A 15,582-nucleotide genomic window follows, 5' to 3' on the forward strand; every position below is an offset into this window, starting at 1 on the left:
ATCGATCAGGACTTCACCACCAGCGGGCCCGACGCCACCGTCGGTCCCGGAACCTCGAGGGGCGTCGGCCGATCGCGGGCGAGATACTCGTCCACGAGGCGGGTGCCGAGCACCGGGTCGCGGAAGCGCCACAGCTTCTTGCGGCTGCCCTCGATGATCGTCGCGTAGACGGCGAGGTCGATCGCCTCGCGCACCGCCATCTGGGTCGGCTCGTTCCGGGTCACGCCCGCCTCGACCTGGAGCAGCTTGGCCACCGCGACGTAGCGGTAGGCGTTGGCGTTGAGGGCGACCGAGTAGATCGTCTTCGTCACCGTGACGCTGTTGAGCACCTCGCCGCTCTGCACGGAGACGATGCGCATCGCCACCGTCACCTCGTCGCGCCGGTACTTGGTGTCGCCGCCGATACCCAGGAGGTTGGCGCCGGCGCCGCCCGTGACCGTGTTGGCGTCGTAGCCGATGATGCCGCCCTCGACGATCAGACCCGCGAAGCGGATCGGCGGCAGCGGCTTCGCGTCCGTGCCCTCGAATTCCTGGCGGGTCGCCCGGATCAGCTGCCGCTCCTGCAGCAGGTTGGCGAGGCCGGTGCGCTCGACCACCGAGAACCACTGGCCCCGCCCGGCGCGCCGCAGCGCGTCGACCACGAAGGCGCCGCCGCCCTGGGTGACGGCGCGGGAATACTCGGCGATGTTGTCGTTCGGCTTGTTCTGGCCGGTCAGGTCCGGGAAATTGTAAATCGCGATGTCGATCTTGCGGGTCGGCGGCGGCAGCGTCTCGAGATTGAGATCGGTGGGAGAGGGCGGCGTCACCACGGGCGCCTGCGCGAGCAGCTCGCGCTCCCACGGGGCGCAGGCGGCCACACCCGCGCAGAGCAGGGCGGCGGCGGCCAGGCTCTTCAGAATGCTATACACGGGCCACCCCGTCTCCGTTCCGCTTCGGCGCTCCGGCCTCCCGCGCGCCCGCCGGGGCGGGCGCCGGAGGAGGGCGGAGCCGGCTCCGCCTTCGATGCTCGACGATCATCGCTGCGCGCCGCGCTCAGGGCGCGCCCAAGAGCGGCGTCGCGCCACTCGAGCCGCCCACGGCCGCGGTCGCCGGGACGACGATGGTGGTGGTCGACTGGCCGTCGAAGATCTGAAGCTGGATGTTGCCGCCCAGGCGCTGGAAGGTCACCTGCGATCCGCCGAAGCTGTAGCTGCCACTCTGCTGCGCGTTCTCGCCGAAGAGCGCCTGCGTGATCTGGTTGGCCAGCGAGCTGTAGATCTGCGTCTGCAATTGCTGGGCGAAGATCTGGCCCGGAGTCTTGGTGTTGGCGGCGCTCTGGTTGGCCGAGAACAGCTGCTGCTCGCGCTGAGCCGACCGCTGCGCGTCGTTCTGGGCCGCGGCCTCGGCCTGCAGCCAGGCGCCGTTCAGCGGACTTCCTCCGAAGGACGGGTTGACCGGCTGGTAGACGAGGCTGCCCGCCTGGGCGCCCGCGACGGCGAGGAGAGCCCAGCCGCAGACGAGCGGCCCGAGGAGACGGGACTGGCGCATGGGACTACCTCTGGGTGACCGAGACGCTGGGGCCGTTGCCGACCCGCGTGATGCTGATCGGCGTGGGGTTGGTCCCTTGCTGCTGCGCCGAGATGGCGTTGTTGTCGCCGCGGACCGTGATGGTCGCCGCCGCGCCGCTGCCGTCCTGCCGGGTCCCGATCGTGTTGGACTGGCCGAAGACCGATACGGTCGACTGGTTGTAGGACCCGGTCTGCTGCTGGGTCACCGTGTTGCGCGAGCCGATGACGCTCTGGATCGCCACGTTCGCGTAGCCCGACATGTCGATCGTACCGGTATTGCCCGATCCGATCTGCAGGGCCCGGGCCTGGTTGGCCTGCGCCGACTGGGGCGGGCCGCTCGGGTTGAGCAACAGGATGCCGGGCTGGTTGCCGAGGATGTAGTCGCTCTCCTGGATCCCCCGCCCCGGAGCGCCGGCGGCGCGCTGGGCGGCCGCCTGGATCTGCTCGATCGCGACGCGGTCCTGCGCCGTCGCTGAGCCGGCCGCACTCGCGACGGCGAGCGGGACGGCAACGAGCAGCGCTCGACCTGCAGCGCGGCTGCGACGCGTACGGCGCATCATATGCCTCCCTAGGCCCATTTTGGGCTACCTTAAATCAATGTCTCACACGGATGTACAGTAACAAGGCTTATCCACACGTGACCACTACTGATATGTGGTGAATTGGACACACCGGTCGAGGATGGAGACCCGCTGCGGCTGCCTCTCGTGTGAGTCAATGTCAATGGAGCCGCGGTCGCTCATCTCATCAGAGAAATTGAGGTCGCTCGAACTGCCGCTCTTCAGGGCTCGAACGGCGTCTCACAGGTCCTGCGTGCTGTCGTAGGCGCAGCCGATCTTGCGGCCGTCCACCTGCACGGAAGCGTCGACGCTCAGGTGGCCGTCCGGCCGGACGCTGATGGTCAGCTTGCCGACCTCGCGGACGTCGCCCTCGGCGATGTCGAAGCCGCCGCCCTGCTGCATGGTGGCAGTGCCGGCCGGGTCGGTCTTGCGTACGATCAGGTTGTATCGACCCGCGGTTCCGCGGGACGCCTCGATGCGGAGGGCCAAGCGCGCGATGTCGGCCGAGCGGTTCTCGATCACCCGGCACAGAATAGGGGAGTCAACGGCGAAGCTGGGCATGATCGGCGTTGCGTCCGCGATAGACTGTGTAACTGCGATTTGGCGCAAGAAGGGGCGCTCCCAACAAGATCGCCCCTTCCATATGTTTCAGGCCAGAAGCCGAGTTGGAGAGCCTGCTTAGCGCTGCCGGATTGTCACACCGTTGCTGTTGCCGATTTGCGCAAAACCGGCGTTCGCAAAGTGTCCGCCGTTCTGAGTGACTGAGCCGCTGTTGCCGTTGCCGTTCTGATAACCGAACGCGCCGACGCCAGCTTGCCCAGCCTGCGCGATTGCAGCGGTGTTGTTGTCGCCAACCTGCAGTAGGGCAGCATAGTTGGTCGTGCCATACTGATCAATGTACCCCTTATTCGAATTGCCAGACTGGACAATGACACCGTAAGCGTTGCTTGCGTTCCCGTACTGGTGAATCGCCGCGGTATTGGAATTTCCTGCCTGGAATGTTCCTGCGTAAGTACGATCAGCACCATTATCCACCGTCAGCGAGGCATTGTTGTTGCCGCCATTCTGCTGGAACTGGACCAGTCCGTTCTGGCCCTGCTGATTCGCATTCACCGTGTTTCCAGTGCCGAACTGAAACGAGCCTTTGTCCGCACCCAAGTTGAAATCGCTGCGGGTAACGTTGTTGGCGACTGTAATGACCTGGTTGTTCGTATTGCCCTGCGTCACGTTGAGGGTGTTGTAGTCACCTCTCTGAACCATCGTATTGGCAGCCTCAAACTGCGAATCCGCGTAGCCAGTATACATGTTGGTGGCCGACAGATCGACTTGGTTGTTAAGAGACCCCGCCTTCAGATTGGTCCCACCGGTCTGATCGATGGTAGAATTGTTTCCGGTCCCACGTTGAACCAAAAAGGCTTCGTTCGCAGTGGTTCCGTAGCCAAGCTGTGGCGTGATCTGCTGCGCCGAGGCGCCGGCCGCGAAGGCGGTCAGGCTAGCGACGGCCACGGAAGCCAGAACAACTGATTTGAACATAGATACACTCCCTCTTCTATTTTATGTGTTCTTTTGAACACAATCTATGCCATCGCGGTCGCTCTGTCGCCGCGGCGCCTTAACGGCTTGTTAAGCGTATCCATAAGCCGGAGACGAGTGTCAAGCGCCGGTTGAGACAAAAAATACAATTGTCGGAATTTCTCATCAGATCTCATGCGACAAAGTCGCGACTTGGTCTGTCAAACGTCCCGGAGAAAACTGAAATCTCTCAATCATTTAAGACGGCGCGTTAACGATCTCAGGAATCGGTGTCCCGGATCGGATTAGGCAGTTTTCGCCACCCGGTTCGCGGGCAGCTATATGCGTGTTAAATTGGACACATCAGTCATCGCCGAAAGTGGTATTCTATTGAGCAAGCAAGACCGTTCTGAATGGTCGTCTGCGGCGCGATTCCTCGGGTGTGAGCCCGCGGGTTCGAGGGCGACGGAGCGGTCGATGTCTGCGCAAGGCGGAAACCGTCTGCGCCGAGTGTTGATTGGGAGGCTACGATGAGGCAGCGCGGGCCATCGCGCGTGCAGATCCTGCTCGCCGCCGCGACCGTATGGTCGGCCGGGATCCTGTCGGCCGGGGCACAATCTGCGGCGGCTCCCACGCCGCCGCCTCAACCGGCAGCGGCCCAGCCGGCGCCCGCGCAGGCCGCGCCGATGCAGGCCAACACTGCCAATCCCGGGACGGGGCAGCCCGCCCCCGCCGCTCCGGGCTGCGACGCCACCTGCGTGCGCGCCAACAACGAACTCGCCTCGCAGATCTGCGCGCCGCGGATCGAGGCACAGGCGCCGACGGATTTCGAGTGGGTCTCCCGGCCCTTCGCCAAGATCTTCCAGCAGGCCGAGGCGCCCGAGGGCGGCGCCACGGTGGTCCGCTACCGGGGCGACTCGATCCGCTTCCTCAGTCCCGCCAAGGAGTGGGTGCGGGTGACCTACGAGTGCGGGTTCGACGCGGCCAAGCGGTCGGTCGAGTACGTGCGGGTGCGGCTCGGCCGGCTCGACAAGGCGGACGCGCCCGCGCAGCCGGCGCAGCAGGGCCGGGCCAGCGCGCCGGCGCCGCAACCGGTGTCGCCCCAGGCGCAGCAGCAGGCCGCCCGCACCGGGACGGCCGCCCCGCGCAAGCTGCTGCCGTCGGAGCCGAGCGAGATCGAGGTCCGACAGGTCAATCCGCGGATCCGGCAGGCGCAGCCATGAACCCCGGACCGCTGACGCGGGGACGCGCGGTGCGAACCGCCTTCGGCGCGCTCGCGCTCCTCGCGGCAGGCGCGACGGCGGCCCGCGCCCAGCCAAGCCCGCTCTCGGTGAACGACTGCACGCTGTTGCCCGATCCCGGTGCCCTGCGGCGCTGCCTCGATCAGGCGGAGGGGCGCGTCGTCACGCCGCTGCCGCCGGTCGCGAACCCGGCCTCGATCGACCGGCCCGAACAGCCGGCGCAGTCCGTGCGCGGCGCGCCCGCCGCGAAGCCAGCGACCGCGCCGCCGGGCGATTTCCTCAGCAACCGCGGGCCATCCCTGCGCAGTGCCCAGCCGTCCTCCCGGAACGTCATCGAGCTCGAGTGAGGCGCGCTGGAGCGGTTGAGCCACATCGTCGGCTGCGAGCTGTACCGGGACGACCTCGCCCGTGCCGTGCCCGGACGGGTCGAAGGGCGGTCGCCCACCGTTCGACCTCGTGGTCATGTTCAAGGTGCTGATCCTTCAGGCCAGCCACTCGCTGTCGGACGAGCGTGACCCAATCCTGATCGAGGGTCGGCTCTCGTTCATGCGCTTCCTCGGTCTGCGGCTGTCCGATCCGGTGCCGGACGCCAAGACGACCTGGACCTTCCGCGAGGCGCTCACCCGGGCCGAGATCGCGCGTCATCCTGCGATCGAGGTGCTGTTCTCGGCCTGCGACACGGCCCTGCGGCAAGCCGGTGTCCTGGCCTTGGGCGCGTGGTCGGTGGTGCAGGTCAAGCGGGCGCTGGGGCGAGCATGGCCCAGGCTTGAAAGAGGGCCGCCCCCGAGGGAGTGGCCGAGGCTCACGGGGGAAACGGCCGCAAGAGCAGCACGCGTCGCCCCTTGCCGCTCGGCAACTTCGGCACGGCGCGGTAATCTCGCGAACGACCAGCGCCTCGGACTCGGACTCGCCTGTCCTGCCGCGCGAGGGTCCCCTTCCGCGATTTAGCCCCACGCCCCGCCGATGGAACCATGGCCCGCTACTAAAACGGTGGTCGCGCTCCACAATCGCGCCGACGTGCCCGGCATATAAGCAACCTTGCCGATACCCCCACCACCGGTTCTTTTTCTGCGGAAGCCATGCCGCGGAAAAATTACAGAGGGATTTTTGGCCGGTGAGCGGGCTTAACGCCTACCAGCGTGAGGAACTCGGAAGCGTGTACCATGAGCGTAAACCTGAGCCAAAAATCAGCCCTGGGCGCAAAAACCCCTGGGAGGTCTCAACGGCGCAACGCTTCCCATGCGCTTCCCAATTTGGTTTCCCGGGAAGCACGACACGCAGATTTTCTATGTAAATACTTGATATGTATGGCGCGCCCGCCCAGCAGCGTTTCGAACGAATTGTTCGACACGCTGGCGCAGTGGAACGCCTTCCTGGAGCACCGCAAGTCCCATGACTTGCAGGTGCCGCCATGTCCCTAGGCAGCACCTTCGAGACCGAAGCGGCAGCCCCGCCCCCCGCTAAATCCCGCCGAATCAGGAAGGCCAAGGTACCGGCACCCTTCAGCCTGCGGCTCTCGGAGGCCGAGCGCGCCCGCCTGGCTTGTGAGGCCGCGGGCGCTCCGCTCGGCACCTACATCCGCGCCAAGGTTCTGGGTGAGCCGGTCCCGGCCAGAGTCCGCAAAAGCGGAATCTCGATTGCCGACCGGAAGGTGCTGGCCCAGCTTATCGCCCTGCTCGGCCGCTCGCGGGTTTTCAGCAATCTAAACCAACTTGCCCATGCGGCGAACACCGGCTCGCTCCCGGCGACGGAAGAAACCGAAGCCGCCCTGGTTCAGGCACTCGCCGACCTCCACGAGATTCGCCGCCTGCTGCTGATCGCCCTCGGCCTGAAGCCGGAGGCGCAGCCATGATCTTGAAAGGCTCGCAGCGCGGCGGCGGTCAGGACTTGGCCGCCCACCTCATGCGGCCGGACGACAACGAGCATGTGCGTGTCCACGAGTTGCGCGAGTTCGCTTCCGACAATCTGCGCGGCGCGTTCAAGGAAGCCGAGGCGATCTCGCGCGGGACGAAGTGCAAGCAGTATCTCTTTTCTCTCTCACTCAGCCCGCCGGAGAGCGCGTCCGTCACAGAGGCGCAGTTTGTCAGCGCCATCGACGAGGCTGAGAAGCGCCTCGGTCTGCAAGGGCAGCCGCGCGTCATCGTCTTCCACGAGAAAGAGGGCCGCAGCCACGCTCATGCTGCTTGGAGCCGCATCGACGCGGCCACCATGACAGCGCGGCCGATGAGCTACTTCAAGAAGAAGCTCATCGGTCTCTCGCGCGATCTCTACCTCGAACATGGCTGGGACATGCCGCGCGGTATCGCGCGCGACGGGATGCGCGATCCGCTCAACTTCACCCTGGCCGAATGGCAGCAGGCCAAGCGCCAGGGGCAAGACCCGCGCTGGCTCAAGGCAGCCGTTCAATCCTGCTGGCAGGCATCGGATAGCCCCGCTGCCTTCTCCCGCGCGCTGGAAGAGCATGGCTGCTTCATGGCGCGCGGCGACCGTCGCGGCCATGTCATCATCGACCATGACGGCGAAGTGCATTCGCTCCCCCGTGTCCTCGGTCTCAAAACCAAGGATGTGAAAGCGCGGCTTGGTGATGGCGATGCGCTTCCCTCCGTCGAGGCCACCCGCAAGGTGCTGGCCGAGCGGATGACTCCGGCGATCAAGCGCCACGTCGCGGAGTCGCAAACCAAGTTCCAAAAGTCGGCCGCGACGCTCGCCCACGCCAAGATGGAAATGACCCATCGCCACCGCGATAGGCGCGCGAAGCTCGACCAGGATCAAAAGCGGACCTGGGACGCCGAGACGAAGGCACGGGCGGAGAGACTACCCAAAGGTTTGCGCGGCCTATGGCACCGCATCACCGGTCAATATCAAAAAGTCCGCGCTCAGAACGAAGCGGAAGCGAAAGCAAGCCGCGAACGGCAGGCGCAAGAGCGCCAACAGCTGGTTGATCGGCAGCGCGAAGAGCGCGCCCGACTCCAGGTCGAATTCAAATCCTTACGAAAGCGCCAAGCTGAAGAGCTGCTGGAATTGCGGCGTGAGCTTGGACGCTTCTTCAAATTCTCGCGCGGTCTTGATCCTGGGACAGCCCGCAAGCGCGAGATGTCTCTCGGGCTGAGCCTGGAGCGATAGCTCCTTAATAGGAGGCGGTGATGGCGAACAACAATGACAACAGCGGCGCAGCTATGGCGATTGGCTTTGTCGCAGCAGGCGCGATGATCGCGGGCGCGTTCATCTTCGCGCTTCTGGCCTTCGCATCCTTTGTTCTAACCGTCGTGTGCTTCATGGCTTGGAACAAGCCGATTCAATTTTGCGGTGAAACGCTCACGCCCGAGGATGCGCGCGCGTTCGTCCGGCGCGGGTTGATCGGGGCTTGTCTCGTCCCTTCGTTCGCCTTCTTCGCGTCTGGCCTATTCGGTGTCCCGATCAGGGCAGATTGGGTGATCTATCTGCCGATTGGCGGCTACGCTCTCGGTTCGGTGGTCGCCACCTATCACATCGAGAAAGCAAAGGCCGAAGCCGCGCAGTCGGCTGCTGCCATGCAGGCGCTGCTCCCTTCGCAGCCTGTCAGGACAGCTCAGACTATTGAGCCGCTTCCTTCAGAGCACGCCGAACACCAGCGCCGGACTGAGCGCGAGCCATTCCAGTTCGCCACCTGGGACGATGAAGAGGAGCTGCGCAAATGAGCCTGCGCAATCTCGTCGAAATCCATCAATTTCTGTTCAGCCTCGAATCTCAGGCAGCCCAGCGCCTCGCCTGGGAGGATGCCGAGCAGGCGCGGATTGCAAGAGCGCGGGCAGAGGCTGTTGCGGCCGCCCGCCTTCGCCAGATGCTCGATGCGAACCCGAGCGGCCAGCTCGGGAACGCCAAGCTGAATGACCTTGAAGCGCTCATCCGGTCGGGACTGCTATGAGCGTTCCGGCCCGCACCTACCAAAACATCCGCCGGGGGATCGAACTCGGATTCATCGACGGATGGCCGCTCGTTTACAGCGGCACCGAGCCGGTTGCGATTGATGCTCAGGCCGGAAAGGGCAAGCTCACTCGCTTCCTGGGCGTAAACCTCGTCTCGCCCCGCACCGACCATATCACCAAGATCATCACCGACCCGAAGGATGGCGAACTCGCCTGGGTGTCGTGGGTGACGCTCAAACGCCAGGGCTACCATGTCCGGTTCATCAACGCGGGCAACCACCACGGCTACCCATCCGAAAGCTACAACATTAACACGCGTCTCCTGGAGACAGCGGCCAACCCAGCCCTTCGCGGCATTGTCGGTGAGGCAGCCTATGACGCTGCGAGCTTTCTGGTGCCGCAGGACCCGGACTTGAAGAACCGCTGGGTGAGCCAGGGCGTCCGCACCTTCTTCACGCTCTACAACAAGGTGACAGCCCTCTACCCGTCCGAGCGCTGGTCCTGCTCGCCCGGTGGCCTGTGGGATTTTTGGGGGCGTCCGCGCGAGGAGATCGCTGACGATCTGCTGCTCTGGGCGTCAGACCGGCGGATGCAAGACGAAGCCGGTATGTGCCGCCTCGTCGCTGGGCTGACCAGCTCGCCAGACCAATGGAACGCTTATGCCTCGCTGATCGTCGAGCGGCTGCAAGGCTTCCAGCCGGGAATGGCTGCGCGTGACCTCACAAGCCGAAACACCTTCGATCCGGCCGATATGAAGCGCGAGCGCACTGCCCTCTTCCTGATCGGCTCGGCGCGCTCCGAGACCAGCCGGACCTTCGTCGGCGCGATGACGGCCGCCGTGATCGAGCGCTTTGCCGATGCGCAAGGCCCGCTCCGCGCCCTCGTCGTCGGCGAGGAATGGGGGCAGCTGTACGTCTCGAATTTTTACGAGGTGCTGACCCTCTACCGCCAGGGCGGCATCAACTTCCTCGGCGTGTTTCAGAACGCAGCGGCGCAGATCGAAACCCGCTATGGACGGGAGACGGCGCGCATCTGGAAGAAGGCTGTCGCACACACGCTTTATCGCGGCTTACCGGACAGCGACACGCTCAAAGAGATTGAGCACCGCTCTGGCAAAACGTCGGTGATGGTGCGCGGCTTCAACGTGAACTCGAACCAGGTGAATGGCTCCGGTGACAATCTTGTCGAGCAGGCTCGTCCCCTTCTGCAAGTCGAGGATATCCGGAGCGCGTCTACCAGCGACAATGCGCTGCTAGACGCTAGGGACTGGGGCTTTTACGTCGTTGAAATGCCGGAGTTCTGGCGACGGCCGGAGCTTCGACATATGCTTCGCAGCGTTGAATAACGGATCAAGACTAACTCCACTTGATATATCCTGCCGTCAACCGCTTAAGTTCCGTACTATCAACACAATTAGGACTGGTTTCAATATTTGCCATCAAATAATCGAGCGCCTCAATTAAACGCGCATTAATTACGCTCCCGCGAACTATTTCCAGACATCTCTTGGCGTGACTTCTACAAAGCGTATTTCCAAGCTTAGCCCGAATTTCGTAGTGTGAAAGGGAAGCGATAACGTGAACTGCATACTTGTCGCCAGCGATAGCCAAAATAGCTTCGTAATATCTCGCTCCCCCGGGCGAAACCCCACTGTTGTAGTTTACGCCACGGCCAATGCGGCACATCAGGACGACCTTGAACAGCCTCATCGCCAAATTATCGAATATTGACGCCTGGTCTGGAACATAGGAATGCAACTGCGCCGCCACCGGCGGCTCATGATGGAAATTGTCCCAACCGTTATGCTTCTGGTGAAGCTGAGTGATCAGTTCGTCTACAATGATAACCCGTTCACTGGGCGATCTAAATTGGTTTCCACCAACGATGTCGAAAAATTGCTGTCCAAGCTTGTGCTTATCTTGATGTAGATTGACATTGTATCCCTCGAGAACGATCCCGAGCTTATATTTCGCCTCGTCATGACAGGCCTGCCAGATAGCAGGGGCAATCAGCGAGATGTTTTTTCTCACTACGGGGTCTGTGTCTGCACTGACATATATGCCAAACACGGTGCGCAACATACTCCCACAAAGATGGCTTGGAAGTTCATTGATCCGCTTCTCAACTCCCTGCTGGGTGGTATTGTCGAGAGGGGTAACGGTAGTCTTCAAATTTTTAATGAATGCCTGAACTTGAAGGGCCGCCTCGGTCGGATTATCATGCAAAACATCCTGAATACAATTTTGCAGATAACCGAGCAGCTCGTAAGCATTGCTGTTGTAATTTGTTGGATGAGAAATACCCGTATCATTACGCATCTCAAGAATGTGCTTGAGTTTTTTGTATGTTGTATCTGATATTAGCTCCAGTTTCCTACAGGTGTCTAAAAGCACAGAGTCTTTCAGCGAAGCTAGATCATCTTCGGTACTATAAAATTCCCTTGCTTTACTTCCTCCAACAGCACCGTCGAAGAAAATGTCGAGGCCGTACATGACAGCCTTTTTCCGAAGATTGAGAACCACCTCATTCCAAACCGCATTCAACGAATAGTCAAATAGACCTATGCCAGCGCCGATTACGAATTTTGAGAGATAACGTGCATCCTTGCGGAGATCAGCCGGAACATTATTGATCAAACCATGAATATTGTCCCCAATAATAGCTCTCTGAGACTGGTCCGCGATTATGTTTTCATGCGGAAGCCCCATTTCCTGCAAAAATCCGACAAGCATCTGCGCTTGCGGATCTACCAATTCGTTTGATTTCTTGACAACGCTATTCGTCATATTTTTCTTCTCTTGATGTTAAGTTTATTGAATTAGTCTAGGCGCGACTTTGCAGAGCGCTCCATGAACGACGGGCGGGATATGATGATCGCGCCTTCGACACCTCTTATACGTAGCAATCCTTCGCGCAGCTCCGCATGCTCCTCCGTACGAGCACAATCGTCCCATATTACGGCAACGAGATGCTTATAATCGCTGCCTGGCGCTAAATAAGTTGATGCATCCGCTGCAATTTCCTGTGTTATCTTGGAAAATGCAGTCCCCGACCTCATATATTTTGCCTCAACAATGGTCTTAAGAGACGGTATCGCGAAATCTCCTCGTGGATGATGGTGTCCTAAAGATTTCAGCCACTCCTCATCATCTAAGTCGGGGAAGATAGGAGCAAGTATTGTCCAGAGAATATTTTGGACGTGATACTCATTTTCGACGTCCCACCGCGCGATGCTCGATTTCGGAGTTCGACTTTTAGTTTCCCATGTCCAATGTCTAAATGAGCGATCAAGACGCTCCAGAAGACTAATCAAATCTGCGACGGTCGCCGACTTGAGGCGAACCGAAGGCATAACTTCCGCAACGAAATTGATGGCGGCGAGACGGGCGGCAGAGCGTGTCATTTCGCCGTCCCATCCATCTAACCGGAAAGCCTCATGCCAAGCTTTCTCATGATCTTCGAGCTTTGCGGAACTGATTCCCTTTGCATGTAACGAAATAATCAGCTCCGGCGCAGGCTGAACGTTCGTCGGGAGCCCCAGCAGTACTGCTGAAGCAGCGATAAGCGAGCTGTTCCAATCCTCAACCGAGTCTAGTTCACCGAGTGAGTTTCTGACCAACTCCTTGATCCAAGCCACAGAGGAGTCGAGACAAGGCGCGGAAAGGATACCTATCGCTACACCGAGTATGCCCAACCCGTCTAATTCGAATCCTCTCGGCCGCCCTGCTTGAAAGTATCTGCGTTGCTTCAGCCAGTCGACTCCCTCAACGAACGCACCTTTGAAACGTTGGTCCGCGTTGACTGCAAAACCGAGCACCGCGACCTGAGCGCTCAACCTGGTCGATCCCTTATTGTTCTGGATCTCTGACGCCAAAGTGTCCAGGAGCAAGCGCCGGGCCGGTGTCTTATCAAGAATCCAGCTTGCAAAAGCTCTGGCGTGAGGTGGCTGTTCCGCATCGTCTACGGCTGCGTTCTGAAGAAGCGATAAGCCATACGCTTCGCTACTCATAGAAACCATCGACTCCGGCCGACTGGACCAAGCATAATATCAGGATCCCAGCCAGGCGTATTTTGCAGGCCAGAGAGAAGGCGAGCGATCAGCTCTGCATAATGAATTGTGATTGGCATCGGCGCAGGGGAAAGCATCCGCCATGAATGATTTGAAAAATCATAAGCTTGTCTCGAAATGTATGTCATATCTCGAAAAGTTGAATTGCGGTGAAGCCTAAGCAATGTTGGACGGGGCAGACCGTGGGACGCCTGTTTAACTTCGTGGCTGCCTGTGAAGCAAACTAACCGTTCATCGTCACTTAGCGAGATTGACAGCCCACGTTCAGGAGCCATTACGCCCTTTGTTTCTTGCCCAAAGCGAACACCCTGATTATGTTCATCGAAAAGACTGAACGGGTGATTATCGACTACATGTACGAAGGCAAATTTCACATCAGAAAATCCGAGCTTTTCTATAAGCTTTCCCACCGCCTCAGCTTCTCTATCTTTTATCTGTTGGAATACATGAAATATTAGGCGGACAGAATCCGTGCTCCTCCAGTTGTCTTCTGCTCTTACGCGCTCGATAGCTCTCGACAAGGTTTCTGCCAGCGCTGCTTCATACTGCTCGTATGGTACAGCGCCAGTTCGATCATCGAGAAGATATCGTCCATCACTACTAAATATTGTCGTGATACCGACCACACGTTCCTTATCCGACAATCTCGATGTACTAATTATCTGAGATCCTAATCCGATTACCAATTCGTGGCCAACGGTCGGGGCAGATCTTAGAAGCCAAGGTGTTCCGCCAATTTTAGCATAGGTGGCCAAACTTACATTGTTCATGATGTAAACAAGCTGCCGATCAGATTTGCTTATAGTCTCCAAAGTTATTTCTTGTATAGGAACACGATGTTTCAAAAAAGCCGCTTTAATGGCAAAGTATGGATTTGAACTTTCGGGAAGATCGTGGAATTCTTCGTCAATCTGTGCAATCGCAAGGCTCCACTCGAAATTCTGGTCGCCCGCGAACTTCAAAGCCTCTCGACATGCGGAAACATAATCCTCAGAGGAAGCGCCTTTTGTCGTGAAAAAATGCACTTTTGGTGCAGATAAGGCAAAGCGCCGGATAAAACCTTTTTCGTAAGGCTTTCGGTCCCGTACAGATATGCTTGGCAATCCATCGAGAAACTTTGCCATGAACGCTTCCACGCGCCCCTCATCGGCTTGATTACATATAACTGCGATCCTTAGCTGCTTGGGTGCAAATGTTCGCTGATCATACGGCCCATGCTTATCAATTCCACGCTCGTTCCAAGTATCTGTTTTGACGCCGCTCGGATCAAAAACGAGAACAGGCTTCTTTATTATTTCAGACCGCAAGGGGATTTTTTGGTTCTCTCCGCCAATTAATTCTCCCACCTCAAGGTTGATACCTGGAACAATCTCGATGGGCTGTTTCCGAACATAATCAAAGGTCTTCTTTATCTGCTCAAGCCGCTTCGGGCCGCTAGCTATCGCGCTCGTCTGTTCCGCGAGTGCCGAAATTATAGATTCGTACTTTGTGGGAGCAAGATGCTTTATGCACCAATCGAAATTCTCTCTGCGGGGTTCGAGGTGGGCATCACAAAGTTTGACCGATCCACTGCCCATCCCATAGTCTGACAAAAGAGCTTCCTCGCCATTCAGCTCTCTTATTTTTCCCAGCAACTTCAAACGCGGCCAGACGCGCTCGTCTTTTATTTCCGTCTTGACGCCCACGTAGCGACCAATAATTGGGATGCGGCTTTCACCAAGTTCGCCTAATGTACAGTCGATGATATTTTTAGTACGCATGTCAGCAAGTAAAACGATCAGTGGCTTGCCGCCTTGAGAGCGAACACGCCGCGTTTCCAAATCCCATGCAACCCGTTTTTGCAGCCACGAAGGCAAGCTCCAGGACTCTGAAATCAGATTGCCGGGCTTTTGCGAGAGGAGTTGTAGCGGATAACGGCGGACTACCGGCCGGCCAAGCTTAACGAACAAATTAAACAAGGCTTCTTGCGCCAAGGCTGATAAAAGCGCGGGGTGCTCAGATAGAACGATTTCTTCAGTAGAGTCAGTGATCCTATCGACATCTCGGATCAGCGGAACGCCAAAAATACTCTGCCCGTCCGCACCTGCACGACGGAACAAGTACTTATTTGGGTAACTTGTCCTCAGCTCCCCAAGTAATTCTTTGCTGTACCGGAATTTAAAAACTTCGACTACCGCACCTGGGGCGCAATGGATTGGAACAGCATTAAGCCTTAGCGCAACCATCTGACAGCCTAACAGCTCTTACTGATGGCACGAGGCGACAACTCGGACACGGTACAACCGTGGTGACTAATCTTCCGGCAGGCGAGGCTATACCTGATAGATTTTGAGCCTACTGAATCAAATTTGTACGAGACGGGCATAAAGCATAAGCTAGGTGAATTCGCAGACCTTTGGCAAGCACGAACCAACGGCCGCCCACAACCTTGAGTTCCTCCGTCGCCGGGCGTCGCAACCCGCGCAGGCTAGTCACTCCTTGCTAAATTTATGTGGTTTGTTCCGTTGGGTCTGGACGCCGAGCGTTTTTGATCGATGGGTGAGGTCGAAACCGGTGGGAACAGAGCCGTTCCCAAAGCACCTACCGCCCGAGATGCACTAGTCTACCGCATCAACTGCAGGCCGCGTTCCGCCCGCTAGGGGTAGGCTACCGGGAGTATCAGGGTCCAGGGCACGAAGGCCCTTGGTCGTGTCCAGGTGCGATCAACCTGGTGCAGGGTTCCAAGGGCGGCACACGCCTTTGGTCATG

The 15,582-nt window shown here is 59.3% G+C and carries 15 protein-coding genes and 1 pseudogene; 8 read left to right on the plus strand and 8 right to left on the minus strand.

Annotation, left to right across the window (positions count from 1 at the left end; genetic code table 11):
• Positions 1 to 5 precede the first annotated feature (5 nt).
• The 5 genes from ACLBXO_RS09920 to ACLBXO_RS09940 all read right to left on the minus strand — a co-directional run bounded on the left by ACLBXO_RS09920 (position 6) and on the right by ACLBXO_RS09940 (position 3,640).
• Positions 6 to 908: a CsgG/HfaB family protein gene (locus ACLBXO_RS09920; RefSeq protein WP_447685275.1), complete on the minus strand. Its 903-nt coding sequence runs from the start codon at positions 906 to 908 to the stop codon at positions 6 to 8.
• A gap of 124 nt (positions 909 to 1,032) precedes the next feature.
• The gene (locus tag ACLBXO_RS09925) at positions 1,033 to 1,527 is read right to left on the minus strand and encodes a curli assembly protein CsgF (protein ID WP_447685276.1); all 495 of its coding nucleotides are present in this window, start codon (positions 1,525 to 1,527) and stop codon (positions 1,033 to 1,035) included.
• 4 nt (positions 1,528 to 1,531) lie between these two features.
• Positions 1,532 to 2,104, minus strand: a complete 573-nt coding sequence (locus ACLBXO_RS09930) for a hypothetical protein (protein ID WP_447685277.1) — start codon at positions 2,102 to 2,104, stop codon at positions 1,532 to 1,534.
• 243 nt (positions 2,105 to 2,347) lie between these two features.
• Positions 2,348 to 2,668, minus strand: coding sequence for a curli-like amyloid fiber formation chaperone CsgH (gene csgH, locus ACLBXO_RS09935; protein WP_447685278.1), 321 nt, complete (start codon positions 2,666 to 2,668; stop codon positions 2,348 to 2,350).
• Between the two features lie 117 nt (positions 2,669 to 2,785).
• Positions 2,786 to 3,640 (minus strand): hypothetical protein, encoded by an 855-nt coding sequence (locus tag ACLBXO_RS09940; protein WP_447685279.1) that lies wholly within the window; start codon positions 3,638 to 3,640, stop codon positions 2,786 to 2,788.
• A gap of 509 nt (positions 3,641 to 4,149) precedes the next feature.
• On the opposite strand from ACLBXO_RS09940, the gene ACLBXO_RS09945 reads away from it, so the two are divergent.
• The 8 genes and pseudogenes from ACLBXO_RS09945 to ACLBXO_RS09980 all read left to right on the plus strand — a co-directional run bounded on the left by ACLBXO_RS09945 (position 4,150) and on the right by ACLBXO_RS09980 (position 10,110).
• Complete coding sequence (locus tag ACLBXO_RS09945; protein WP_447685280.1) at positions 4,150 to 4,842, plus strand: hypothetical protein; 693 nt, start codon at positions 4,150 to 4,152, stop codon at positions 4,840 to 4,842.
• A gap of 29 nt (positions 4,843 to 4,871) precedes the next feature.
• The gene (locus tag ACLBXO_RS09950) at positions 4,872 to 5,207 is read left to right on the plus strand and encodes a hypothetical protein (protein ID WP_331313166.1); all 336 of its coding nucleotides are present in this window, start codon (positions 4,872 to 4,874) and stop codon (positions 5,205 to 5,207) included.
• A gap of 3 nt (positions 5,208 to 5,210) precedes the next feature.
• A pseudogene (locus ACLBXO_RS09955) lies at positions 5,211 to 5,574 on the plus strand (transposase); the annotation flags it as partial.
• Positions 5,575 to 6,271: 697 nt separating this feature from the next.
• A complete protein-coding gene (locus ACLBXO_RS09960; RefSeq protein WP_447685281.1) occupies positions 6,272 to 6,712 on the plus strand; it encodes a hypothetical protein in 441 nt (146 codons plus the stop codon).
• Positions 6,709 to 7,983, plus strand: a complete 1,275-nt coding sequence (locus tag ACLBXO_RS09965; RefSeq protein WP_447685282.1) for a relaxase/mobilization nuclease domain-containing protein — start codon at positions 6,709 to 6,711, stop codon at positions 7,981 to 7,983. The genes ACLBXO_RS09960 and ACLBXO_RS09965 overlap by 4 nt, the downstream gene beginning before the upstream one ends.
• Before the next feature lie 20 nt (positions 7,984 to 8,003).
• Complete coding sequence (locus tag ACLBXO_RS09970) at positions 8,004 to 8,537, plus strand: hypothetical protein (protein WP_447685283.1); 534 nt, start codon at positions 8,004 to 8,006, stop codon at positions 8,535 to 8,537.
• Positions 8,534 to 8,764 carry a hypothetical protein gene (locus tag ACLBXO_RS09975; protein ID WP_050731945.1) on the plus strand — a complete coding sequence of 77 codons (231 nt, stop codon included), beginning with the start codon at positions 8,534 to 8,536 and terminating at the stop codon, positions 8,762 to 8,764. The genes ACLBXO_RS09970 and ACLBXO_RS09975 overlap by 4 nt, the downstream gene beginning before the upstream one ends.
• Positions 8,761 to 10,110, plus strand: coding sequence for a type IV secretory system conjugative DNA transfer family protein (locus ACLBXO_RS09980; protein ID WP_447685284.1), 1,350 nt, complete (start codon positions 8,761 to 8,763; stop codon positions 10,108 to 10,110). Before ACLBXO_RS09975 ends, ACLBXO_RS09980 begins: the two co-directional genes overlap by 4 nt.
• Positions 10,111 to 10,120: 10 nt before the next feature.
• Here the strand turns inward: ACLBXO_RS09980 and ACLBXO_RS09985 are convergent, their stop codons facing one another.
• Genes ACLBXO_RS09985 through ACLBXO_RS09995 form a run of 3 tightly spaced genes read right to left on the minus strand, consistent with a single transcriptional unit; the run spans position 10,121 to position 14,933 of the window.
• On the minus strand, positions 10,121 to 11,551 hold the full coding sequence (locus ACLBXO_RS09985) for a hypothetical protein (RefSeq protein ID WP_447685285.1): 1,431 nt from the start codon (positions 11,549 to 11,551) through the stop codon (positions 10,121 to 10,123).
• Positions 11,552 to 11,583: 32 nt separating this feature from the next.
• Entirely contained in the window at positions 11,584 to 12,774 is a 1,191-nt protein-coding gene (locus ACLBXO_RS09990; RefSeq protein WP_447685286.1) for a PD-(D/E)XK nuclease domain-containing protein, read from the minus strand.
• Positions 12,771 to 14,933, minus strand: coding sequence for an argonaute/piwi family protein (locus tag ACLBXO_RS09995; protein WP_447685287.1), 2,163 nt, complete (start codon positions 14,931 to 14,933; stop codon positions 12,771 to 12,773). Before ACLBXO_RS09995 ends, ACLBXO_RS09990 begins: the two co-directional genes overlap by 4 nt.
• Positions 14,934 to 15,582: the final 649 nt, after the last annotated feature.

The organism is Methylobacterium sp. C33D (genome assembly GCF_053345825.1).